The organism is Sphingomonas sp. Root720 (assembly GCF_001428605.1).
In the GTDB taxonomy this organism is placed as follows: Bacteria; Pseudomonadota; Alphaproteobacteria; order Sphingomonadales; family Sphingomonadaceae; genus Rhizorhabdus.
On record NZ_LMID01000001.1, the window covers coordinates 1,255,031 to 1,278,058 of the forward strand.

At 60.0% G+C, this 23,028-nt stretch carries 18 protein-coding genes, 1 tRNA gene and 1 pseudogene; 10 read left to right on the forward strand and 10 right to left on the reverse strand.

Annotation, left to right across the window (positions count from 1 at the left end):
- Positions 1-11: 11 nt before the first annotated feature.
- On the reverse strand, positions 12-1,100 hold the full coding sequence (locus tag ASE22_RS05765; protein ID WP_235538117.1) for a helix-turn-helix transcriptional regulator: 1,089 nt from the start codon (positions 1,098-1,100) through the stop codon (positions 12-14).
- Between the two features lie 141 nt (positions 1,101-1,241).
- On the opposite strand from ASE22_RS05765, the gene ASE22_RS05770 reads away from it, so the two are divergent.
- Positions 1,242-2,276: a LysR family transcriptional regulator gene (locus tag ASE22_RS05770; RefSeq protein ID WP_082545649.1), complete on the forward strand. Its 1,035-nt coding sequence runs from the start codon at positions 1,242-1,244 to the stop codon at positions 2,274-2,276.
- A gap of 12 nt (positions 2,277-2,288) precedes the next feature.
- On the opposite strand, the gene ASE22_RS05775 is transcribed toward ASE22_RS05770, so the two are convergent.
- Both ASE22_RS05775 and ASE22_RS05780 read right to left on the reverse strand, forming a co-directional pair.
- The gene (locus ASE22_RS05775; RefSeq protein ID WP_056356018.1) at positions 2,289-2,900 is read right to left on the reverse strand and encodes an NAD(P)-dependent oxidoreductase; all 612 of its coding nucleotides are present in this window, start codon (positions 2,898-2,900) and stop codon (positions 2,289-2,291) included.
- 14 nt (positions 2,901-2,914) lie between these two features.
- Complete coding sequence (locus ASE22_RS05780) at positions 2,915-4,624, reverse strand: MOSC domain-containing protein (RefSeq protein WP_162248253.1); 1,710 nt, start codon at positions 4,622-4,624, stop codon at positions 2,915-2,917.
- Here ASE22_RS05780 and ASE22_RS05785 point away from each other — a divergent pair.
- Together ASE22_RS05785 and ASE22_RS05790 are read left to right on the forward strand one after the other, a co-directional pair.
- Complete coding sequence (locus ASE22_RS05785) at positions 4,611-5,594, forward strand: hypothetical protein (protein WP_162248252.1); 984 nt, start codon at positions 4,611-4,613, stop codon at positions 5,592-5,594. The genes ASE22_RS05780 and ASE22_RS05785 overlap by 14 nt on opposite strands.
- 38 nt (positions 5,595-5,632) lie before the next feature.
- Entirely contained in the window at positions 5,633-7,054 is a 1,422-nt protein-coding gene (locus tag ASE22_RS05790; RefSeq protein WP_162248251.1) for an FAD-dependent oxidoreductase, read from the forward strand.
- Here ASE22_RS05790 and ASE22_RS05795 read toward each other — a convergent pair.
- The 3 genes from ASE22_RS05795 to ASE22_RS05805 are packed head-to-tail and all read right to left on the reverse strand — an operon-like array spanning position 7,051 to position 11,146.
- A complete protein-coding gene (locus ASE22_RS05795; RefSeq protein ID WP_156397314.1) occupies positions 7,051-8,493 on the reverse strand; it encodes an aldehyde dehydrogenase family protein in 1,443 nt (480 codons plus the stop codon). The two genes, ASE22_RS05790 and ASE22_RS05795, sit on opposite strands and share 4 nt — an antisense overlap.
- 20 nt (positions 8,494-8,513) lie before the next feature.
- Positions 8,514-10,049 (reverse strand): class I adenylate-forming enzyme family protein, encoded by a 1,536-nt coding sequence (locus tag ASE22_RS05800; RefSeq protein ID WP_056356027.1) that lies wholly within the window; start codon positions 10,047-10,049, stop codon positions 8,514-8,516.
- Positions 10,049-11,146 (reverse strand): NAD(P)-dependent alcohol dehydrogenase, encoded by a 1,098-nt coding sequence (locus tag ASE22_RS05805; RefSeq protein WP_327196962.1) that lies wholly within the window; start codon positions 11,144-11,146, stop codon positions 10,049-10,051. Before ASE22_RS05805 ends, ASE22_RS05800 begins: the two co-directional genes overlap by 1 nt.
- A 139-nt stretch (positions 11,147-11,285) precedes the next feature.
- Here ASE22_RS05805 and ASE22_RS05810 point away from each other — a divergent pair, with 139 nt between their 5' ends.
- Positions 11,286-11,918, forward strand: coding sequence for a TetR/AcrR family transcriptional regulator (locus ASE22_RS05810; RefSeq protein WP_056356031.1), 633 nt, complete (start codon positions 11,286-11,288; stop codon positions 11,916-11,918).
- A 17-nt stretch (positions 11,919-11,935) separates the two neighbouring features.
- Here ASE22_RS05810 and ASE22_RS05815 read toward each other — a convergent pair whose 3' ends face one another.
- On the reverse strand, positions 11,936-13,471 hold the full coding sequence (locus ASE22_RS05815) for a linalool dehydratase/isomerase domain-containing protein (protein WP_156397313.1): 1,536 nt from the start codon (positions 13,469-13,471) through the stop codon (positions 11,936-11,938).
- Positions 13,472-13,582: 111 nt separating this feature from the next.
- Here ASE22_RS05815 and ASE22_RS05820 point away from each other — a divergent pair, with 111 nt between their 5' ends.
- Positions 13,583-14,074, forward strand: a complete 492-nt coding sequence (locus ASE22_RS05820; RefSeq protein WP_056356035.1) for an SCO family protein — start codon at positions 13,583-13,585, stop codon at positions 14,072-14,074.
- 43 nt (positions 14,075-14,117) lie between these two features.
- On the opposite strand, the gene ASE22_RS05825 is transcribed toward ASE22_RS05820, so the two are convergent.
- On the reverse strand, positions 14,118-14,708 hold the full coding sequence (locus ASE22_RS05825; protein WP_056601659.1) for a nuclear transport factor 2 family protein: 591 nt from the start codon (positions 14,706-14,708) through the stop codon (positions 14,118-14,120).
- A gap of 413 nt (positions 14,709-15,121) precedes the next feature.
- Here ASE22_RS05825 and ASE22_RS26050 point away from each other — a divergent pair, with 413 nt between their 5' ends.
- The 4 genes and pseudogenes from ASE22_RS26050 (at position 15,122) to ASE22_RS05845 (ending at position 19,757) form a co-directional block, all read left to right on the forward strand.
- Complete coding sequence (locus ASE22_RS26050) at positions 15,122-16,777, forward strand: FAD-binding protein (RefSeq protein ID WP_082545646.1); 1,656 nt, start codon at positions 15,122-15,124, stop codon at positions 16,775-16,777.
- 334 nt (positions 16,778-17,111) lie between these two features.
- Positions 17,112-17,869: pseudogene (locus ASE22_RS26055) on the forward strand (IS5 family transposase).
- Positions 17,870-18,475: 606 nt separating this feature from the next.
- Entirely contained in the window at positions 18,476-18,688 is a 213-nt protein-coding gene (locus ASE22_RS05840; RefSeq protein WP_056356042.1) for a helix-turn-helix transcriptional regulator, read from the forward strand.
- 214 nt (positions 18,689-18,902) lie between these two features.
- The gene (locus ASE22_RS05845) at positions 18,903-19,757 is read left to right on the forward strand and encodes an endonuclease domain-containing protein (RefSeq protein ID WP_200933222.1); all 855 of its coding nucleotides are present in this window, start codon (positions 18,903-18,905) and stop codon (positions 19,755-19,757) included.
- 332 nt (positions 19,758-20,089) lie between these two features.
- Here ASE22_RS05845 and ASE22_RS05850 read toward each other — a convergent pair whose 3' ends face one another.
- Both ASE22_RS05850 and ASE22_RS05855 read right to left on the reverse strand, forming a co-directional pair.
- Positions 20,090-21,307 carry a tyrosine-type recombinase/integrase gene (locus ASE22_RS05850; protein WP_056356046.1) on the reverse strand — a complete coding sequence of 406 codons (1,218 nt, stop codon included), beginning with the start codon at positions 21,305-21,307 and terminating at the stop codon, positions 20,090-20,092.
- A 153-nt stretch (positions 21,308-21,460) separates the two neighbouring features.
- Positions 21,461-21,536: transfer RNA gene (locus tag ASE22_RS05855), tRNA-Thr, on the reverse strand.
- Positions 21,537-21,706: 170 nt separating this feature from the next.
- On the opposite strand from ASE22_RS05855, the gene ASE22_RS05860 reads away from it, so the two are divergent.
- On the forward strand, positions 21,707-22,939 hold the full coding sequence (locus ASE22_RS05860) for a hypothetical protein (protein ID WP_056356048.1): 1,233 nt from the start codon (positions 21,707-21,709) through the stop codon (positions 22,937-22,939).
- Positions 22,940-23,028: the final 89 nt, after the last annotated feature.

A 23,028-nucleotide genomic window follows, 5' to 3' on the forward strand; every position in this document is an offset into this window, starting at 1 on the left:
CCCAAACGACTTTAGTGGCCCGAAACCCGGTTGAGCAGGCTTGCACGATTGGAGACGTTCAGCTTGCTGTAAATCGACTTCAGATGTGATTGCACAGTGTAGAAGCTGATGCAGAGCTGATCTGCGACCTGGAAATTGGTCAGCCCTGACGAGATCGCCACCGCTACGTCGATCTCGCGTGCAGTTAGACCGAGTTCCCGCATCTTGCGGACATGCGACAAGGCGGAGCCGCTGGCCGTGAACTGGATGATCCTGCGAAGATTCGCCGGATCGTCGACCATCGAGTCGATCTTCACTTTCGTTCGGAAGCCACCGCGCTGGACGTCGAGTTCGAACTGGATGCTAGCGCCCTCTTCGAGCCGGCCCAACGACATCCGACAGGGCGTGAGCAAGGCGGCCGGCAACGAACTCATATCACCGTGATTGCGTTCGCTGGGCGACATGAGCTTTTCAAGGGTCTGCTGTGCCGGCAGATTGGCATAGCGGACACGGAAATCGGTATCAGTGACAACGACACCCTGATTCTCGAGAACCTGGCCCAACGCGCTGACGACACCCCGCGACGCAGAGAGATCCTCCTCCAGGATGTTTCGCTCGAGCGTAGTTTGGATGGAGCATGCAAGAAGCGCCGCTTTCCGGAGTTCGACAGCGCCGAACTCCGGTTCATGCCGGGCTCTGAAAACGCCGATGAGGCCAAGATAGCGTTGTCCGTTCAACAGCCCAATGGCCATGGTGTGGTGGACGTCGAGCGGTCGCATGAATTCAGCATAAAAGGGCGTATTGTCCGATCGCTTGAGAATATCCGAGGGAACGGCGACGGGTTGATGCCAGCGGCGGCGCATATGCCGCGCCCAGATCGCTAGCGGATTATCGCGGAACTCCGAACTCAATAAGCATTCTGCGCGATCGCCGAGCCCCTGGTTCACCATACGGCGATCAGGCGCTTCACGTTGCTCTGGATCCAACATGAAGACTGCAGCCTTCGAATGCAGAATCTCCGAGATATAGGATAATGTTCGTCCCTGAAGATCGCGCACGGTTCGACTGCCGGCTATATCCTGCTGGAAACGGAGCAGTTCCTCAACTTCAACACCGGACAAATGCATACGCGTTCCAACTTCCCATCACTGCCGGGTGTGACAGTCGGTTCCCGACACAAAATCTTAACATAAGAAATAAATTGCGGGAAGGCGTCATTGCCGATACCCGCATCGAATGCGCAAGGGCGTCTCGGGTTTGCGATGGCATCTCCTCTTGTGGTCGCCATTCGCCAGTTTGAGGGTCTTCCCCAATCGTCAGGTAATCAAGTGGCGGGGAACCTGCTGATGGTCTCCAAGTCCCAGCTAGACATCAAGCATCTGCGCTATTTTGTAGCGACTATCGACGCCGGCAGCATATCGCGCGCAGCCCTAGCCCTCAACATCGTCCAGCCGGCCTTGACCAGCCGTATATTGCGGATCGAAGACGAACTCGGCGTGAAATTGCTGATCCGTAGCGTTCGCGGCGTGACGCCTACGGAAGAAGGACGCGTTCTTTACGCGACGGCCAAACGTCTGCTGGATGACCTCAGCAACGTGACCGATATCGTGAAGGATCTGGGCAGGAACCCCACGGGACACGTCAGCATAGGTCTTTCCGAAAGCGTCGCGGCCGTCTCGGCCGTGCCCTTGTTGATCGCCGCCTTCTCTCAGCTCCCCAAGGTGAGGATATCGCTCGCGTCCGGCCAGAGCATTGATATTTATCGCAGGCTAACATCGGGCGAACTCGATCTGGCCGTAATATCAACGTCCGCACAGGCCCACGGCATGAGCGGACGTCAGATCGTGCGCGAAGAAATGTTCCTCGCGGTATCGGCGAAGAACGATCCTTTACCGGGATGCGACGAGATCGCATTCGCCGAATTGGAACAATTTCCGATCGTATTGCCCCTCACACTCATCTTCTCGGTCCAGGAGATGCTGCGTCGCGCATCAGACCTACCGGGGCTGCGTCTGAAGGTTATTGCCGAAGTGGATTCGCTGAACGCGATCGCCAGCCTGATCGCAAGCGGACACGCCTGCTCTGTCGTCGGTTATTCCGCGATGAAGCACTATGTTCACTCGGGCGACATCAAGCTCAAGCGCATTGGCGACGGCACCGTAAAGCGCTCGTTTGATTTATGCCGACCCGTCGACCGCTCTTCCAACAGTGCCACTGACGCCGTCGAAAGGCTTCTCATCTCGACAATCGGCGAGTTGATTTCCGGCGGGGACTGGCTCCACGCCGAACTCGCCTGACAACGGGCGAGATCAATACCCTATGGTGAACCGCGCCCGTACGTTCGCCGGCCGCTCCAACTCATCGACCAGCGCGATGGCATAGTCGTCATAGGATATCGCGCTCTTGCCGGACGAGTCCGCGATCAGGTCATCCTTGCCCAGCCGAAAGATGCCGGTTCGCTCGCCCGGCCCGATTTGAGCAGGCGGCGAAAAGAAGGTCCATTCGAGATCGGGGCTGCCACGAAGCTTGGCCAGAAGCTCCACACCTTCGCCGATGCGCACCATCGCATCGGCAGGCGCCTCGAGCACATCGATCAGTCGCTTGCCCGGGGCCACATTCAGCGATCCTGCGCCACCCACCACGATGAAGCGCTTTACATCGGACCGACGCACAGCCTCGATGAGTCCTGCTGAAGTTCCCGGTGTGAATGCCGCTGAACTGATCACTGCGTCGTGACCCGCCAACACCGCAGCAAGTTCATCCGGATTGGTCATATCGCCCGCGGTGGGCTGTATCGCTTCGCTTTCTGTCAGACCAGATACATTGCGAGCGATGGCCGTAACGCGATGGCCACGGCCAACAAGTTCCTTGGCGATGGCACTTCCGACGTTTCCGGTCGCGCCGATGAGAGCAATTTGCATGAGCTGTTTCCTTGCTAGAGGTCGATGACGATTGAGGCGGATGCGGGCACCGCGGAACACGGCAGGATTTGACCGTCGGCGATGCCTTCGACTTCGACGATATGCTCGATCCGACCCGAGGAAATTCGACACACGCAGGCATGGCACGAACCCATGCGGCAGCTAGACTGGGTGATCACACCGGAAGCCTCCGCGAGCTCGAGCAAGCTCATCTCATCGTCGCGTCGCCAGATCGCTGTCTTGCCCGACACGGCGAAGCGGACTTCGGCCTGGTCGACCATCTCGACAGCACGGCTCTTTGGCGGGGCGAAGGACTCGGTGTGTACCGAGCTTTCTTCGACACCCCAATGCACCAACGCGCTCTTCAGATCGCGCTGCATGATTTCGGGGCCGCAAATATAATATTCGCATATCTGGCCGGGCAGATCGACTCTATGACCGTGCAACTCGACAGGGAAGCTCTCTATGAAGGGGAGCAGGCTAGCCATCGATATCCGGCCCTGATGATGGCACCGTCCGTATTCGAGGTCTTCCGGCGTCGGTTGGCTGTAGAAAATTCGTCTCACCACATCGGCCCGGTTGGCGATCAGCGCATCGACTTCCTCGGCGAAAGCATGATGGGCACTGTCCCGTGCGGCATGTATCCACACGATCGGCGGCGTCTTACCGTTCGGACGAGCCAAGTGCATCTTGAGCATCGCCAGGAGCGGCGTCACCCCTATGCCGGCCGAGACGAAGATGATCGGTTTGGTCGATCCGATATCGAGCACGAATTTCCCGCTAGGGGCGCGGACCGGCAGCACGATCCCAATCTCAACATTGTCATGCAGCCATTGCGAAGCCCCACCCTCGACGCGCTTCACGCTGATCCTGTAGCTTTCCTCTGCTCCATAATCCGAAATGCTCCATTGGCGGACCGTCTGCCGCGACGCCTCGGTCGGCAGGCCAAAGGTCAGAAACTGTCCCGCTCGAAAGCCGGCCACCGGCTCATCGTCCACCGGTCGCAGCACAAAAGACTTCACGTCATGCGCCTCGTCTGAGATCGACGAGACTCTGAAATCGCGCCAGCCCTTCCAGCGATTTTTTCCGGCGATCTCGTTATCGAGCGACTGAGTCAGCCGCTGCCGCAGGAACATCTTGGGATAATCGCTCAGCGCCGGCATTTCGAGAGCGGCGCGGATCGTCTCGGAGGGAGCCTGCTGATCGTGGAACAGCCGCGGGATATCAATCACGGCCATGTTGTGCGGGTATTGCGGACGAACACAAACGTCATCGCCGGCGCGAACATAGCCGGCATGCAGGACACGCAGATAGAAGCCCATCCGCCCGTCGGCAACGAGGGTCGCAAGCTCGCTTGCTGGCACTCCCAAGCGCCATGTGAGCTTCACACATGGGTTGCGCGGACCGGAAACCTGCAGAACGAGCTCGTCGCCGACCTCCAATATGTCACCTATGCGGAGATCCTGCTCGAACAATCCTGCAAAAGTGATGTTCTCGCCCCAATATCCCCATTCCCAGCTGCTCCGATCCACCCCAAACCGTGCAGCCCAATAGTCATAGGCCTCCACTCCGATCGCGTAGACAGCTTCGGGGTGAACCGCGAGCTTGTTCCCGATGAGACCATCGGAGCCGACATATACAGGCCCCTGCCCCGGCTCTTTGATGATCGAGGTCGGCAGTTCCATGTTGCCGATACGAACCATCTGAGGGGTGCTGACACTCACAGATATGACTTTTGGTTCTGCCATGCCCATTCCGATCACTCAACCATGGCAGCGCCATCGCTTCTGGCCTTGGCTAGCCAGTCGGCACGACAAGCAAAATCGCGCGATCGAGGGATATTCCCGCCGCTCGATATGCGGAATCCTCGTCGCTCTGCAGGACAGGAGGGAACAGCGGATGCTCAGGATAATTGGCGCAGCCTTGATCATGCTCGCATTACCGAGCGCCGCTCAGGCGCGCGCGCCCCACTCCTGCTCGTCTGCGTCGTTACAAGGTGGCTTCGGGTCGACGCTTAAGGGCGTGTTGGTGGCGGGCGGTGCAGTCGCAGCGGTCAGCTACGTCAATTTCGATGGCAAGGGCGGCTTTTCCGCGGTGGGCAGCAGCAGCTCCAATGGAACGCTGAGCGTCGATACCAAGGTCGAGGGAAAATATCGCCTTGATGCCGATTGCACCGGTCACATCGCGTCCCAGACCGCATCGACCAGCCTCATTTTCCCGAGCGGCTATTTCGTGTTCGCGTCGGAAGCCGGCGAAATTCGGCTGGTCACTGACGACCGCTCGGTCATCGCCAATTTGACCGCGAAACGGCAATTTAAAGATGCAAGGCGCGCTCCCTGCACTGACGCAGATCTGCATGGCAGCTTCATCTCCAGCGGCGAAGGGCCGATCATCGGTTCTGGAGCATTCGCAGCGGCCGGCATAATCCATTTCGACGGCAAGGGGGGCCTCTCGGTGGATCGGACGTTGAACTTCAACGGTACGATGCTTCCCAACAAGAAGGTCAACGCCCGTTATAAACTCGGGCCCGATTGCCACGGCATGCTGCAATATGCGTCGGAGGCCGAATTTTCTCCCCAGGCGGCCACCACCTACGACACCTTTGTCTTGGCGGATGACGGACGAGAAGTGCGCATCTTTTCCGCCAACCCTGGGCGGGTTCTCACCGTTTCGGCGCTTAAGCAGTCGGATTGAGCTCGCTCCATGTCACTCTCCAATCGAATGGAAAACCAGTGAGCATTCTTCCTGCAAGCGAAGCGGAATTTTTTGCGCGTAGCACCATTCTCATCATTGGCGCGGGAGCGTGCGGCCTGACGGCTGCTCTAGCGGCGCGTGAACTCGGCGCTGACGTCCTCATTCTCGAACGCGATGCCGCTCCGCACGGAAATACCAGCCTGTCGCAGGGCACGCTCTATGCCGCCGGCACAAGCTCTCAAATCCTCAACGGCGTTCAAGACAGCAGCGATATATTGTTCGCGGACCTCATGGCGCAATCAGCCGGATCTGGCGATCCCATCCTTTCGCGCTATGTCGCCGACAATGCCGGCAGGACGGTCGACTGGCTCGTCGAAGCACACCGGATTCCGCTCGCCCATCTACCGGAATGGGCGGCATTCGGCCACAGTTGCGCCCGCCTTCACCGCAATCCGAGCCTGACAGGCGCCGAACTCCATGGCGCCCTGTTACGGGCGGCGAGCGATATGGGTGCAGACCTCGTTACGAACGCTCGCGCGGTCGCGCTGTTTGCCGAGGAAGACGGCACGGTTCGGGGCGTACGCATCCAACGCCCTGATGGTCTGCGGGAAGACATCGGCTGCGACGTGATGATCCTCGCAACGAACGGATATGGCGCGAACAAGCAGATGCTCCGGCGCTTCGCTCCGACGATGGCGGATACACGCTATTTCGGCTGGGAAGGCAACGAAGGAGACGGGATCATCTGGGGCATGGAATTGGGCGGCGCTCTTGGCGACATGACGTCCGTCCAGAATTTCGGCGCTCTCGCTGAACCCTCGGGTATCATGCTGAGCTATGAAATCTATTCCGAGGGCGCCATCCAGATCGATCGCGATGGACGACGGTTCTCGCACGAAATCGAGGATATTTCGGGACAGGGCGATCGCGTCGCCGCGCTTCCGGATCAGCTTTCCTGGGTGCTGCTGGATGAACGTCGGCACCGCGAGCTGCTCACGCGCGGTGAGTATCGCGAGGCAATCGAGCTGGGCATCGCCAAGCGAGCCGAAACGTTCGACGAGCTCGTGTCGATTACGGGTGCCCGACCAGACCTGCTGTGCGACACATTTCGCGAGGTCGAGCTGTTGGCAGGAACCGGCACACCCGACCGGTTCAACCGTGTCTTTCCGGCCGATGGCTCGTTCCATGCACCATATTACGCCATCAGGGTCGGTCCCGCACTGCTGCACACGCTGGGCGGCCTTCTGATCAATTCTGAGGGGCGGGTCATCCGGGAAGACGGACGGCCCTTGCCTAATCTCTTTGCGGGCGGTGGCGTCATCCGAAATATGGCCGGGCCGAACTCGTCAGGCTATCTGCCTGGCTCAGGCTTGACGTTGGCCTGTGTCACCGGCCGCTTAATCGGGCAGTCTGCTGGCCGGGCCGCGCTCCTGCGGACCGGTAAAAGCGCCACCGTCTAGTTTTTCTCGGCGTCCGCCCGGTTTTCTACGATGGTCTGGGCATTGGTATATTCGGCCAGCCCTTCCAGGGCGTTCTCGATGCCGATACCCGATTGCTTATGACCGCCAAAGGCGACATGCGGCGAGAAACTGTGGATTTCATTAATCCACACGGTTCCCGCCTCGATGCGTTCAGCGATACTACGAGCTTGATCTAGGTCACGCGACCAGACCGAGGCGGCCAATCCATATTCGGTATTGTTCGCTCTCGCCACGACATCATCGATATCGCTGAACTTGAGCAGCGGCAGCACTGGCCCGAAAGCTTCCTCCTGCACCACCCGGGAATTTTCGGGAGGATTGTCCACGATCGTGACGGGCACGAAGAAGCCACCGCTGTCATCGGTGACTTCTCCTCCGGCGAGAAAGCGTAACCCGTTCGCTTTCGCGTCCGCGAGAAGGTCTTTCAACTTCTCGAACTGCATCCGATTCTGGATCGGACCAAGATCAACCCCCTGTTGCGAGCCATCACCTACCTTTACCGTCGCGGCGTAGGCGACCAGCGCCTGAGCCAGCGCGTCGTAGATCGATTCATGGATGTAGATCCGCTTGGCCGCTACACAGAACTGGGCGCTGTTCTGGAAAGCCGCCCAGAAGAGTGCTTTGGCGGTGTCCTCGACATCGACATCAGGCAGGACGATCGCCGGATCGTTGCCGCCCAGCTCGAGCGTGACGCGTTTGAGGTTCGAAGCCGCCGACGCCATCACTTTCTTGCCGGTTGCGGTCGAACCGGTGAAGCTGATCTTTTGGACATCGGGGTGACCTGTCAGCCACGCGCCGAGTTCGTTGCCGCCGGACACGACGTTCAGCACGCCCGGAGGCAAGATTTCACGCAGCAACTCCCCCAGCTTGAGCGTGCAGAGAGACGTGTGGGGTGAAGGCTTGAGGACGACCGTATTGCCGGCCACCAGCGCCGGAGCGATCTTCCAGATGGCAAGCAGGACGGGGAAATTCCAAGGCGTAATCGCCCCAACCACGCCAAGTGGGACCCGCCGTGTTTCGACCCGCCGACCACTGCTTTCCTCGGCAATGTGCGGCGCCAATTCTTGATGGGCAATCTCCCGACACCAGATGATCGAACCGCCAATCTCCCATTCCGCTCCGGCGCGCGCCTTGCCCTGCTCCAGCGTCAGCAATCGCTGAAAAGCGTCCATATGGGTTTCAATGGCGGTACCGATGCTGTCGACGAATGACTGTCGTTCCGCCAGGGTTTTCGCGGCCCAGCCAGGAAAGGCGCGGCGAGCGGCGGCTACGGCCTGGTCCAGCTGGGAGCGGTCCGCCTCGGGCGCCTGAGCGACCACCCGCCCCGTCGCCGGATTATAAGCATCAAACCACGAGCGGGCCGGCGCATCAATCCCGTCGATGGTCATGCGATAATCGGACCAAAAATCGATAGACATGTTTTACCTCATCCAAGGGGTCAGGGCATCGGTGCTGGTGGAATTGCTTCGCGAAGTTCGCGCCGCAATATCTTGCCGGTGCTCGACTTCGGCAGGTCGTCGACGAATACGTAGAGGCGAGGCACCTTATAAGGTGCGAGGTGGTCGCGACAGTGACGGTCAAGTTGTTGGGCCGTGCACTGCGTGCCGGGCCGCAGGACCACGAAGGCTTTGGCGAGCTCTCCCTTTTCGAGGTCCACCATCGGTGCAACGGCGACCATCGCAACTGACGGATGGAGGGACAACACCTGTTCCAGCTCCGCAGGATAGATATTGTACCCGCCGGTTATGATCACGTCCTTTCGACGGTCGACGATCCTGAAATAGCCATCGGCATCGCGAACCGCGATGTCGCCTGTCGCCAACCAGCCATCCGATGCGATGCTCTGGTCGGTGGCCACAGGGTCACGCCAATAACCGGGTGTCACTTGAGGACCACGCACCAGGAGCTCGCCGGGCTCTCCGTCGGCGGCGGCGTGGTCCTTGTCGTCAAGCGACGCCAATCTGGTCTCGACATTCGGGAAGGGCAGCCCGATCGAGCCGTGTCGCGGGGGCCAATGGGGCGAGTGCGACATCGCCGGCCCCGCCACCTCGGTCATCCCCCACAATTCGCACAATGGGCAACCGAAGCGGGCGACAACCTCGTCGATCCGCGCCAGCGGCATCGTCTGCCCGCCGACGGTGCAGCACCGTAGCGACGAGAAATCGGTCGCGTCGATCCCGGGGTGGGTAAGCATCTGATAATACATGGTGGGTACGCCCTCGAACAGGGCGGGCCCTTCCTTGCCGATGGCCGCGAGAGCTTCTCCCGGATCGAAACGGGGAAGGACGACAAGGCGCATGCCCACGAGAAGCGCCGCATTCATGACGACATTGCCATAGACATGGGTGAAGGGGAGCGCAGTCAACACGGTTTCGCCACGCACCCGGCCATGAACCATAGCCGTCATGGCGGCGCTGGCGAAAACGGCTCTATGCGTTTGGATTGCACCCTTGGGCCGCCCGGTCGTTCCTGACGTGTAGCAGATCGTGAAAAGGTCGTCGGGCGCTACCTCGATGGGGTCGAGCGGATGACCGCTCAGCAGCGCCTCAAATCCGTCTTCGGTGGAGGCATCGGTGAGGATGGTCAGTAACCGACGTTCCCACCCCCTGGCTTGGTGGATAGCTTCACGACGCGCTGCTGGCACGATCATGGCCGCAACATCAGCGTCGGCAGCCATGTAAGCCACTTCGGAACTGGTCAGGAGCGTATTGACCGGGACCACCACCGCCCCCAGCCTGGCGAGCGCATGATAGGCGATCAGCCACTCCGCTCCGTTGGGCAGATGCAGCAGTACCCGATCGCCGCGGCGCACGCCTCGGGCCGCCAGCCCGCCTGCAAAGCAAGCGGACTGGGCATCCAGAACGCCAAAGCTCAGATCACGCTGCCCCGCCATGGAAAGAGCCGTCGCTCCCCGAAAGAGGCTGCCGGCACGGGATGCCAAACCACTGATTGTCCCGGCAAGGGGCACGCTCATCACGAGGCGGGCCGAAGGACGGCCTTCAGAACTTCGCCATGGGCGGATGCGCGGGCAGCTTCCTCGATCTCGGCGAGCGGGTAAAAGCGGATCAGTCTGTCAAAAGGGAAACGTCCCTGCCGCCACAGTTCGATCAGCTGCGGAATGAAGATGTCTGCCACGCTGTCGCCTTCGATGATTCCGCGGACGGTACGGCCAAAGAGCAAGCCGTTGATATCGAGCGACACCTCCGTACCGAGCGGAGCAACGCCGATCACGCCGCAGGTTCCCGTCAGCCGAAGAGCATCGACGGCTTGCCGCAAGACCGGCGGTAAACCAGTACACTCGAGCGAATATTGGACACCTTCGCCGGCAGTCACCGAACGGATTTCGTCGACCACATGCGCACCGGCCGTTAAGCTGTGGGTCGCACCCAGCTCTCGCGCCAACGCCAACCGGCTGTCCTTAAGATCGACGGCGATGATCGTTGTGCAACCGACAACTCTTGCCGCCATGATAGCGGCAAGACCGACCGAGCCGGTCCCGAAGATTGCGATGCTTGAGCCGGCGGCCGGCTTGAGCGCATTGATGACCGCGCCCGCACCGGTCTGTATCCCGCAGCCCAGCGGTCCCATGATCTCGAGCGGTACATCCTTGGTGATCGGCACGACATTCTGCTCGGTCGCGAGCGCATATTCGCCGAACGATGACTGCGCGAAGAAAAAGCTACTGAGCCGCCCGCCCTCGGCGTCGCAGCACGGGGAGGAGCCGTCTGGCCGTGCGCCGGCAAAGTTGCGGCCATAAAGATCAATGCAATAGCCATGAAGGCCGCGTCGGCAGTTCTGGCAGACGCCACAACTCGCAAAGCTCAGCACAACGTGATCGCCGGGCGCGACCTTGGTCACCCGAGCCCCCACTTTTTCGACTATTCCCGCACCTTCATGACCAAGAACCGCCGGCAGCGGAGTCGGGAAATATTGGTCGCGCACCACCAGATCGGTGTGACACATGCCAGTGCCGACGATCTTGACCAGAACCTCATGGTCGCGGGGCTCTTCCAGCCTGACCCGTTCCAGGGTGAAGGGCCCGCAGGGGTTGCGGACGACCGCGGCGCTCATTTCAATCATGCCATCCTCACCGAAAAGGGGTTCTTTGCCCCGATTCAGTTAGTCAAATTGAACATGATTCGTCAATATGAACATTAACCGTCATTTTAGCTGGCTTGACAGATAGTCGCTTCTCCAAAAGATAATGGCAATGGAGATCGAAACTCAGCTTGGCTATCGCACCGAAACCGGCCGCAAGAGGCGCGAACGGACCCGGTATAAGCTGATCGAGGCCGCCGCTCGGCTCGTGGCGCACCAAGGCGCGGATAGCGCGACGATCGACGACTTCGCACGCGAGGCGAAGGTCGCGAGGGGGACGTTCTACAATTATTTCCCCACCCGCGAGGATCTCCTCGAGGCCTTGTGGGCGCATGTAGGCCACGTCCCGTTCCATCGGATTCAACAAGCCATCACGGTGTTCGACGACCCCGCTAAACGGATCGTCGCCACCATGCATCTCGTTGCCCACCATGCCGACGAAGATTCCATTTGGGGATGGCTGCTTCTCTCGATGTCGGGCCTGAGCCAGGTGAACGTGGATTTGCGGGCCTATCCAACGCCGGACCTAAAACTGGGCCTTCAGTCGGGACGATTCTCGTTCAACGATTTGACCAGCGCACGCGACCTGGTCGTCAGCGCCGTGCGCGCCATGCTCCGCGCCCGCCTCGAGCAGCGGGCGTCAGATGCTTATGTCGCTGATCTGGCACGAATGCTTTTGCTGGCGCTGGGCGTCCGAGAGCCAGAGGCTTCTGAACTTAGCATGGATCCTTCGCCGATCACATGATGCGGTAGCGACGGTGCTCAGTACCACCGCAGCGCGATTGCCGTCCGCGCGGAAAGGTGAAGACCGACAGACAATGTGTCGTCAGCTATTAGAACATTGATATGGGGATTCCCTCCGCCGGCAGATGAACACACGACTTCACCATCGACGCTAAGCTCCCAGCCCGCGGCAGTAGGCTGACGGCCAACTTCAAAGCGAATTATAGCGGGCTCGTTCTCGACTGGAAGCGCGACCCAATGCAAGGTTCTCGCATCCTCGTCGTAATACGCCATCTCCAAATCCACCCTACCGGCAATGGAGACAATGGCTGGTGTGTTCTTGCGCGCCGTGCTCCATTGCCCCTCGTAGATCGCTTTCAACCCTCCCGGAACATTCAACCGAGCGTAGCCTAACAGGACATTTCCGCTATGGGGGTCCATCGCGGCCAGATAGCCTTCATCGTCATGGATCGTGTCATGCCGACGATAGAAAAGTCCCCCGCGGTCCCAGCTGCGATGAAGGCGTGCGTCGGCATAACGTAGTAATCCATCCAAAACCGCCTGGTCCCCTACTTCCGAGGCGCATACCGCCGCCCACCCGAAGTCGAGCGCGGACGAGAGACCGGCGCGGGCGAAACCTTGGGACAGATCGACCCAGGCCGTATCAGCCGGTCCGGGCCGTATCCATATGTCGCGAGCAACGGCGTAATGCTGCGCCACAGTCTCGGGATTCCATGCGTGCATGAGAGCCCCAAGCCAGAAATCCGACCATGGCGATGGCGGACTTGGGAGGGATCGCTCCTTCTGCTGCACCATGACGTTGAAGTGCCCGGCCTCGTTCGAAATTCCGAATTCGGCCCAGGCACGAAGATAGCCATCGGTTACTTCCTGCGCGCGCGATCCACCATAGATGAGGTCCTCTAGTCGGAAGCCGAGGATCGACGGTTGATTGCAGATCTGGAATATGCAGTTGGGTTCGCAGGCCACGCCGAGATAGCCATTTTCCACCATCTGCCAGTAGATATGCTCGCTCAACGAGCGTTCGTCATTGATGAAGATTTTCGGCCCGTCTCCCCAGAAGAGTGGCCTCAACGTGAGCGTTAGCGCGCCGGGTTCGCTATAGCGCGCGTCGTCGAATATATGATGGTAGAGCAGCGCGGCCGACTGGAGATACGCGCTGTACATGATGTTGTCCCTGATCACGGGATTCCATTCAGCCGGCAGTTCGCCCAAGCTGTGATTGAGCACGCCATTGCCCGTGCTGACATAGTGCCAATAGGCCCAGACATCCGGGGAACATAATTTCTCGATCAGCCTGGCGAATGGTTCACGGAACAATCCCGGTGCTGCCGGCAAGCGATGCACATGCGTAAGCGCGAGCGCATAGCAAGCATATGCAAGCTGAAAGCGGAGAGCGCCGAAGTCCTCTTGTAACGTGCTCCGGCCCATCATCCCCGACCAGTCGTCGGGCAATTGCTCGGCGAGGTTTATGAGGCGCCGCAAATGCCCTCGCTGATCGCGATCGAGGCTTAGCGGACGAGGTTGCGGGGAGGTGGGCTTTGCAGCAGCGATCATCAGGAACTCCTGCCTCGGCATTACCAAATTGACCACAAAATGTCAATTTGGTAATGCCGAGGCAAAGAGACTGTGGCTCGATGGCGAACCGCAAGGCGGAGTAAAGAGCTTATGACGTTGGACCACGAAGGCTCATTCTCCCTGACCGATCATGACGGCCTGGACGTCACGCAATCCGATTTCCGAGGCAGGTTCATGCTCGTCGCCTTCGGCTTCACCCACTGTCGCGTGGTCTGTCCCCGTGTGCTCGGCCGCATCTCTGACGCGCTCGATCTGCTGGAGCCGTTGGCCAAACAAATTCAGCCAATCTACATCACCGTGGACCCAGAGCGCGACACCCCCGATGCCATGCGCAGGTTTCTCACCCAGCGCTATCCGCGCTTTCGCGGCCTGACAGGGACCGCTGCACAGATCGATCGGGCGAAGGCGAGCTTCAAGGTTTTCGCGCAGCACCGCGACGACCCCGACGATCCAGCTGGCTATGCCGTAGCGCACACGGCTTTTGCCTATCTGATGGACCGCACCGGCGGCTATCGGACCCATTTTGCCGATGCTGGGGATGCAGCGCAACTAGCCGGGTCCCTGCATCGATTCCTGGATTAAGTTTGGCCCACTTCCGATCACCGGCAACTCGAAATCGCCCCTATCAGGACGGATTTCCTCGGAGCCACTCATAAGAAGGATCGTCGCGATTGGCCGAGCCGCGGAATCTCAGCTTATTGACGAGACCCGTTGTAGTGGCGGTGGCAATCCCACATTTGGTCCAGTCGGCCACAAGCCGCCGTGTCTTGATGCGCCACTGATCGTCGCGCCTTTCGAAGAGGTCGAGATAGCGACCGCCGATTATATAGTCATAGTGCCGCGAACGATCGCCGCCAAGATTCTCCAGCGTTTCGAGGCCAAGCATGGCTTCGGCACTGTCGGATGTTGGCCGAGAGCGATGATAGGCGATAAAATAGGTTTCCCCATATGCTCGCCCTCCATCCAATTCGATAATCGAGTTGAGCATGAAATGCTGCGTCACATCCATGATGTGATCGAGCAACTCGCACATCGCCCCCGTTAGATCTCTCGAAGGTCCATCGATCGGGCCACCCTCGAAACCGCCATCCGGCCAGAACACGGCCGCGAAAATTTCGGGGTCCCTGCGGTCTGCAGCCCGCGCGTAGCGCATGATAACATCAAGAATCCGCTGCCGATCAACGATCTCGGTAATAAGGTTAGCATCAACGTCCATCCATTCCTCCCGGCGCTGAGGCGGCAGACAGCCTCACCTTCGATGATCCGAGCAACGTCGACAGGCTGTTCGCATCGTCGCCTGTGCTCTGTACGCGACATGAGAATATCGGTCGGTGCTGCTATCCAAATCCCTCGATCAGGGGGTTCTCTTCATAGGACTGGCGAAGGATTGCATGTCGACCCGCCAAGCTGGAGTAGCCGGCCACCAATCCGTCCGGCACCGTTCCTCGTCGATAGGGCAACTGGAAATACCTAGATCGAGCGATACCGGGGAGATCGGCTGCGCTTAAACACTGCTGCTTCAAACACTGAATCTCTAGCCCAAAGTCCCAGGGCGGACTTCGTTGGAGGTGAGCTTGACAGCCTTCCCGGGAGAATGCCGTTCGCTCAAGGTCACATTCGGGAGAGAAAATGACGGACCCGTATGACTTCATCATCGTGGGCAGCGGCGCCGCCTCGGTATGTGCGGCCTTGGTCGCCCGCGAGGCCGGAAAACGGCCGCTGATCATAGAGAAATCAGACAAATTCGGCGGGACGACAGCACTATCCGGCGGGGTGATGTGGATCCCAAATTCCACCGTGATGGCGCGGGCCGGAGCCGTCGACAGCGAGGAAGCAGCGCGACGCTATCTTGATGCGTGCGCGGGCGACCCCGAACCTGCCTCAACGCTCGAAAGGCGCGCGGCGTATCTTCGTGAAGCCCGTCTTGCTATTCTTTTCCTAGAACAACAGGGAATGGAATTCACTTACTCCGACGGCTGGTCCGATTATTATGAGGGAGAATATCCTGGAGCCATGGCTCGGGGCCGCTCCATCGAAGCGAAAATCTTTAATCTGCGACGGCTGGGGGAGTCACGCCACCGACTGCGTCGCCCCGAGAAGCCGCTTCCACCTGTGTCCAATCCGGAAGTCATTCAACTGACGCTGAACGGTCGCACTTGGACCAGCAAGCGCGCCTTTCTTACGGTTGCTCTGCGCATGCTGCGGAACAAGCTGGGGCAGGAATGGGTGCGCATGGGCGCAGCTTTACAGGCACGCTTGCTCGAAATCGCTCTGCGCGAGAAGATCGATATCTGGTATGATGCCCCGTTACAGGATCTTGTACTGGAAAACGGAAAAATCGCCGGCGTGGTAATTGTCCGCAACGGTGAGAAGGTGACCGTACAAAGCCGTCACGGTGTTCTCCTCAATGCCGGAGGCTTCTCTCAAAGTGATGAGATGCGGCGCACCTATCAACGCCCTTCAACAAGCAGGATGTTCAGCGCCGCCAATCCCGGCGACACAGGTGAGGTCATCAGCATCGCGATGAATTCCGGTGCAGCCACGGCAATGATGGATGAGGCATGGTGGATACCGACATCGCGCCTTGCCGACGGGACTGTTCTGTTCAACGTGATCGAACTGGCCCGGCCTCATTGTATGTTGGTCGACAGCCGGGGGGCGCGGTTTGTCAACGAAGCGGGGGATTATTGCGCACTAGGCCACGCAATGTTCAATCGCAGCAAGTCGGTATCGGCTGACCCGAGTTGGGCTATTCTCGATCATCAACACCGCAGCCGCTATTGGTGGGGCCTCCAGCCGCCGGGTGCGGTGCCCAAAGAATGGCTTGAATCGGGCTACATGATCCGCGCCGACAGTTTGGAGGAGCTGGCTCAATGCTGCGGCTTGGAGATTGAAACGCTCAGGTCTTCGGTGGACCGTTTCAACGCCTTTGCGGCAGTGGGCGTGGACGAGGATTTCCACCGCGGCCGAGGTGCGCTTAGCCAATATCTCGGTGATACAACCTCATCGCCCAATCCCTCGCTAGGCGCCATCTGCAAGCCTCCGTTTTATGCGGTGCGGATCCACGCTGGCGACGGAGGCACCTGTGGTGGTCTCCTCACAGACGAGTTGGCGCGTGTGTTAAACGACGCTGGTCTTCCGATTCCAGGCCTTTATGCCACGGGGAATACGACGGCGACAGTCATGGGTCGAAGCTGCCCAGGATCAGGTGCGACAATTGGCCCATCGCTCACCTTTGGTTACATTGCTGCACGCCATGCGAGTGGCACGAACATCCGCGACTAGATGACATTACAGCCTAAAGCCGGCTTAAAGGACGACCAAGCCCGGGTGGTTGTCCAGATCGAGCCACTGCCGCCACAACAGTGCGACATGGAACAGCCCATTCGGGCACGGCCGCGATCAAAAATCCGAACCGACCGGTGAGCCTACATTCATGGAGAAACTGCCAAATCACCATGAGTTCGGCATTCTACACATCAGGCTCTGGACCTCTGACGGCTCCCTCGATTGTTGGAGCTTGCAGTTTTTTGCACGACTAGGCGGGATCGACATTCAGGATTCCCAAGGGGGCTGATCCCTGATTCATAGGACTCCGTGTTGAAGCGCGGAGCGGACGATGGGGACCAAGCGATACGAGTTGAACGATGCGCAGTGGGCGAAAGTCGCGCTGCTGCTGCCGGGCAAGGTAGGCGATCCTGGGCGGACGGGGTCCGATAACCGATTGTTTGTGAACGGATGTTTGTGGGTTCTGCGGTCTGGCGCCCATTGGTGTGATTTGCCTGAGCGCTATGGCCGCTGGAAGACGGTGCACCGACGCTTCAGTCGCTGGTGTCACGCCGGCGTATGGGAGCGGGTGTTCGATGCGCTCACCACGGACCGCGACAACCAGTATCTGATGATCGACAGCACCATCGTTCGCGCCCACCAGCAGGCGGCGACCGGAAAAGGGGGGCCCAGGACCAGGCGCTGGGGCGTTCCCGAGGAGGGCTGACGACCAAGATCCATATGCTTGCCGATGCCTTGGGTCGGCCGTTGCGGTTCCGTATCACGGCTGGCCAGGCCCATGACATCACCGCCGCTCCAGCTCTTCTGGAGGGTCAGGAAGCGGATGCCATACTCGCCGATAAAGCATATGATAGTAATGAATTACGCGAGACGATCGCTCAGATGGATGCGCAGGCGGTCATCCCGTCCAAGCGCAATCAGAAGGTCTTCATCTCGCACGACACCGAACTCTACAAGCAGCGCAATCGGATCGAGAGATGCTTCGGACGCCTCAAGCATTTCCGCCGCTTCGCAACGCGCTACGACCGGCGAACCGTCCACTTCGCCGGATTCATTCACCTCGCCGCAGCCATGATCTGGTTACGTTGAATGTCGATCCGGCCAAGAGGGACCGTTTGCAGCCAGGCGCCGCAACGAGCGAACTGCAGGCGGGACCGGCAGGCCGGTCCGCAGACGTCGTTATATCTGCCTAAAACCACGCTCGCTCTCGATCCGATACGCTTGAGCTTGGAGAGTATTCTGCGCGTTTCCTGGCGCCTACATGGCTCCCAGACACGTCCAAGGGTCGAATCGATCCTATCACTATATAGATAAATGCTTGATTTAGCTTGAAAATATTTCGTCCTATCGAACGAACGGTTCATCGCAGAACCGCTTTTTGAGGGCGGTTCGACTGTGCTGTCCGGAAATCTGCACAGCGGAGACATGCCTCGCCTCGTACCATTCGATCGCCGTCCGAAAAGTCCGAAGCGCCTAGGGTCGACTCGCCGCTGCTCCAACGCGGCGTAGACCGCGGTCACGCCAAAGGCTGGGACACCTTGGGATTCCAGCTTCAAGAGTTTCGCTATACCGAGGTACCATTTTGGTGCCGGGCGGAGGCTCTCTGATGCACCGCGGGTCCTGCCTCCTTGCACTGTATACCCAAATCCTAATCCTATTCGTCCGAAACTGGAAAGAAGCAGAGAGGACCATGGCATGACCGACACGCCCGATCGGATCCTTCGCATCAAGGCCGTGCTTAGCCGCACCGGTCTCTGCCGTTCGACCATGTACCGAATGATCCAAAATGGCACCTTTCCGAAAAGCATCCAGATCAGCACACGCTGTGCTGGATGGCGCGAGTCAGCGATCAACGACTGGCTCAAGGATCCGATGTTTTATACGGTCGATGGTGGCCAAGCAGGTTGAGCACTGTAATGGCCCGGATCGCTCAGTTTTAGCGGCAGAAATTTCCCCTACTGCCGCGAACTGCCCCTTTGCGATATTAAAGGCCTAACTCGACGGGCCGATCATTTTCAGGAAATCCATGCGCCATCCCGGACAACCAAAATCGCCTCCAGCCTGGTATCGAGACCGAGGTCCATCCCACATCGAGAAGCATTTTTCAGCTGAGCTAGGCGACTTGGCTGACCTGATCGAGAGCGAGCAGTGGTTCGGAGACGCTGAAAAGCATGGGCGATACCGCGTTGATTTCATCCTAAAGGACGCGCGGCTGATCATCGAGCTTGATGGTCACGCATATCATTCAACCAAAGAGCAGTTCGAGAGAGATGCGATCAGACAGAGATATCTCACACGGGCTGGCTATTCGGTAATCCGGTTTACCGGACGGGAGGTCAATCGCGACCCAGCCTCCTGCGTCCGCGAGGTGCGAGAGACGTATAAGGAGCGCATGCAACGTGCGCCTGCGAGGTATCGCGTGCTGTACATCGACTACCAATTTCTGATCGGCCAGATGTCGAAGGCTAGCCGATTTTATCAGGACCTCCATCCTGACAAGAGCCTGCAACTTCCTAGCCTCGATGTATTCATCGCCCACGCCGTGGGCTGGCTGCACGAGAAGTCCTTCATCACCGCGTTTGTGTTCCTTCCGCCGGAGGAAGAAGACCACATCAGGGCATTGGACGGAAAGACAACGGAGTACGAGAAGGGCGAGGTCCGGATCAACGTCGTGGCGGATGACCTCTATTCCTGCGAGCTTGGTGTCCACATGGAGAGCTACGCGCACCTGTTCGACGAGTTTTTTCTGGTAGCGGATGATCCCATCTACGTGCTTCCGCTCAGGACGGTGCTGCCCGCTCAGCTGAGCGATAGCGTCCTCGGCGGTCAGAACTTCGCGTTTCTGCCAGGCGGCAAGCTTCTGCGGAAGGGGAACGACGAAACCGCGTTTGTGGGGACTGATCTCGCAAAGGTCCGCTGGCAAAATGTCTGGTACCCGATTGGCACCGCAATGGGGCTTCATCCCTACGAACTGTGACCCATGGTGATTGTTACCGGCTGCGGTGCTGCTGCCCCTAACCGGGGCTGTGCTTCAGAGCGTTCTCTGCATCCTCGTCAACCGTCAGATCTCGACGAGCCGAAATAGTAGCTGTCGAACCACCGACCTTGCCAGCACATCGCCACGGGCGGTCTCAGGCGCCCGTCGGCGGCCACGGTGCGTGGATGGACGGCAGCTTCTGGCGAGCCGATTAGTGGCAATGAATATCGGGTTTGTCGGCTTGAGCGGAGTGCCTACGTTGAGCTCCACAAACGGCAGCTTTCTCTAAATCGCTCCCCGAATCATGCCGTCGGGAATTGGCCAAAATCTGCTTACGCTTGCTTCCGAAACTTGCCTCGAACAACCTTCCCGCCAATGCGCAGCCGGTCCAGGTAGTCTGACCACCACTGCGCCATTCGAACCCGCTCGGCCCAGTGCGCTCCACGATGGTAGGCCGCCCTTACCTTGTTGTGCTCGCCATGTGCGAGCGCCCGCTCAATAGCATCCGGATGCCAGAGCCCTGACTCATTAAGCAGAGTGCTCGCCATTGCGCGAAAACCGTGACTCGTCATCTCGTCGTGGCCGTACCCCAGGCGTCGCAGGGCGACATTAAGTGTATTATCAGACAGTGGCCGCCGGGTAGTGTGAAGCGCGGGGAACAGAAATTCGCTCTGGCGCGCAAGGGACCGCAGTTCCTGGAGCAGATAGAGCGACTGTTTCGACAGCGGCACCGCGTGCGGTTGCTTCATCTTCATCCGCTCAGCCGGTACCCTCCATACCTTCTCGGCGAAATCGACTTCCTCCCATTTCGCTTGCCGAAGCTCACCCGGGCGCAAGAAAACATGCGGCGCCAGCCGGAGTGCAAAGACCGTCTCGGGCCGACCGCTATAGCCGTCGATGGCACGAAGCAGGGTTCCTACCTTGGCCGGCTCAAGGATCGCGGCGTGATGTTTAACCTGCGGCACAATGAGCGCGCCGCGCAGAATATCGGCCGGATTACGTTCGGTTCGCAGGGTCGCAAATCCATAGCGGAAGACGCGTCCCGCGAAGGCACGAAGACGTAAGGCCGTCTCATGATGGCCCCGCCGCTCGACCCGCTTGAGGACATCGAGCAGTTCATGGGGTGTGATCGACGCAATGGGCCGTTTGCTGATGTGGTCGAGGAGATCGAGAAACCAACGCGCCTTCTTGATAGTAGCTGGTGCCTTCCCTTCCCGCTCGATCTTCTGGATATATTCCTCGGCGACAAGCTTGAACGTCGTCTTCGCGGCCAGCTCCGCCTCCAGCTTTCGCTGGCGCTTCTCCTCGACAGGATCGATTCCTTCCTCGAGTTGATTGCGTGCTTCGTCTCGCGCTTTGCGGGCGTCCTGCAAAGATACGTCCGGGAATGCGCCAAAGGAAAGCTTCTTCTCGATGCCGAATTTCCTAAAGCGGAAACGCCACAGCAACGAGCCGCTAGGCTGCACCAGAAGATAGAGACCTTTTGCGTCCGCAACCTTGTAAGGACGGGCTGCGGGCTTGAGAGAGCGAATCTGGGTGGTTGTAAGCATAGTGGGCCACGCCTCCTTCGAAGCTTCGTGGTCCCATGTTTTTTGGCCCACTTTGAGTGGACCACGGTGGAACATAGTGAGATAACATGAGACCGTGAAGGCTCATTTATACCTTGTTTTACAAGGTTTTTCTACCATGTTCTGGATATGTACTGGTGCCGCTTACAGGACTCGAACCTGTGACCCCCGCATTACGAATGCGATGCTCTACCAACTGAGCTAAAGCGGCGAACCGAAGCGGGCCTCTATCAGCGGTGGCGGGCAGTTTCAAGCACCCTGCCCGCCTATCTTCGCCGGGCCGATCCCTGCGGCCCTTTACCAATCCTCAACCCGGGCGGGCGCATGGTGCGCGGGAGAGGCGGCGATTCCGGAATCGGCCGCCGGTCATGGGGATCGCCAATGGAAGATTATCGCTCGTTCACCGCCGAGGACCTCGCCGACTGGGACTTCCCGGTCGCCGACGAACCCTGCATGGACCTGCCGCCGATGATCGGCGCGGACGAGCGGCGCATGCATGTGCGCGCCTACGAGATGTGGCTGTCGCTGCTCGACGGGCGCGACTATCCCGCGATCGCCGATCTCGATTCGGACGCGCTGGGCGAGTTCGGTCCCTATTCGGTGCTACTCGACTTCGCCGCCGATCGCGCCAATCCGTCGATCGCCTATCTGGGCCGCGCCTTGCGCGAAGAGGGCGAGCTCGGCGCCGACGTCGCGACCGTCGCCGACGTGCCCGCGCGCGCGCTGTTGTCGCGCCTCACCGCGCATTATGCCGAGATCCTGGAGAACCGCGCGCCGGTCGGCTTCGAGGCCGAGTTCGTCAGCCATCGCGGCCAGCCGATGCTCTATCGCGGCATCCTGATGCCCTATTCGTCGGACGGGCGCGCGATCGACCTGGTCCATGGCGTGATCAACTGGAAGGAAACCGCCGAACAGGCGCTGTCGCCCGACATCCTCCACGCGATCACCACCGCCTTCGCCGGTCCGGCCCGCCCGCCCGCGGCGACCCCGGCCGAGGCGGCGCCGGAGGCCGCGATCGAGCAGGACGAGCCCGACCTGGCCGAACTGGTCGAGGACGCCCGCGAGTTGGCGGGAGAGGCGCGCGCCTGCGAGGGACGCACGCACGCCGCGCTCTACCGCGCGATCTCGCTCGCCTATGACGTCGCGCTCGCCGCCGAGGCCGATCCCGCCGGCTTCGCCGCGCTGCTCGCCGGAGCAGGGATCGTGCCGCAGGCGCGCGCGCCGATGACCCCGGTGGTCAAGCTCGTGTTCGGCCGCGACCATGACCGCAAGCGGCTCACCGAATTCGCCGCCGTCCTCACCCATGCCCGGCGCCTCTGCCTCGCCGCCGGTATGGTCGAGTCCTGGCTGACGGGGCTCGCTGGCGGGATCAAGGCGGTGGTCGCCGCCGAACGCGGCGAGCGCCGGCCCGCGCTGAAGGTCGACAAGATCCGCTCGGCACGGATGATGCTGGGCAGCGCCCCGGCCCGCGGGCTGGTCGACCTGGGCAAGGTCGCCGACGACGTCGTCCTGCTGATCGCGCGGCGCGAGGAGGACGGCCGCCTGGCCATCGTCTCGCGGCCGATCGGCGAACGCGCGCTGGTCGACAGGGCGCTGCAGCGCTTCAACGCCTGAGCGCCTGACCTCCGCCGCTCCCCACCCGGCGGCGGGCCACGCCATGCCGGCAATCGGAGAATTTCCCATCTTCCCCGGCCGTTGCGCGA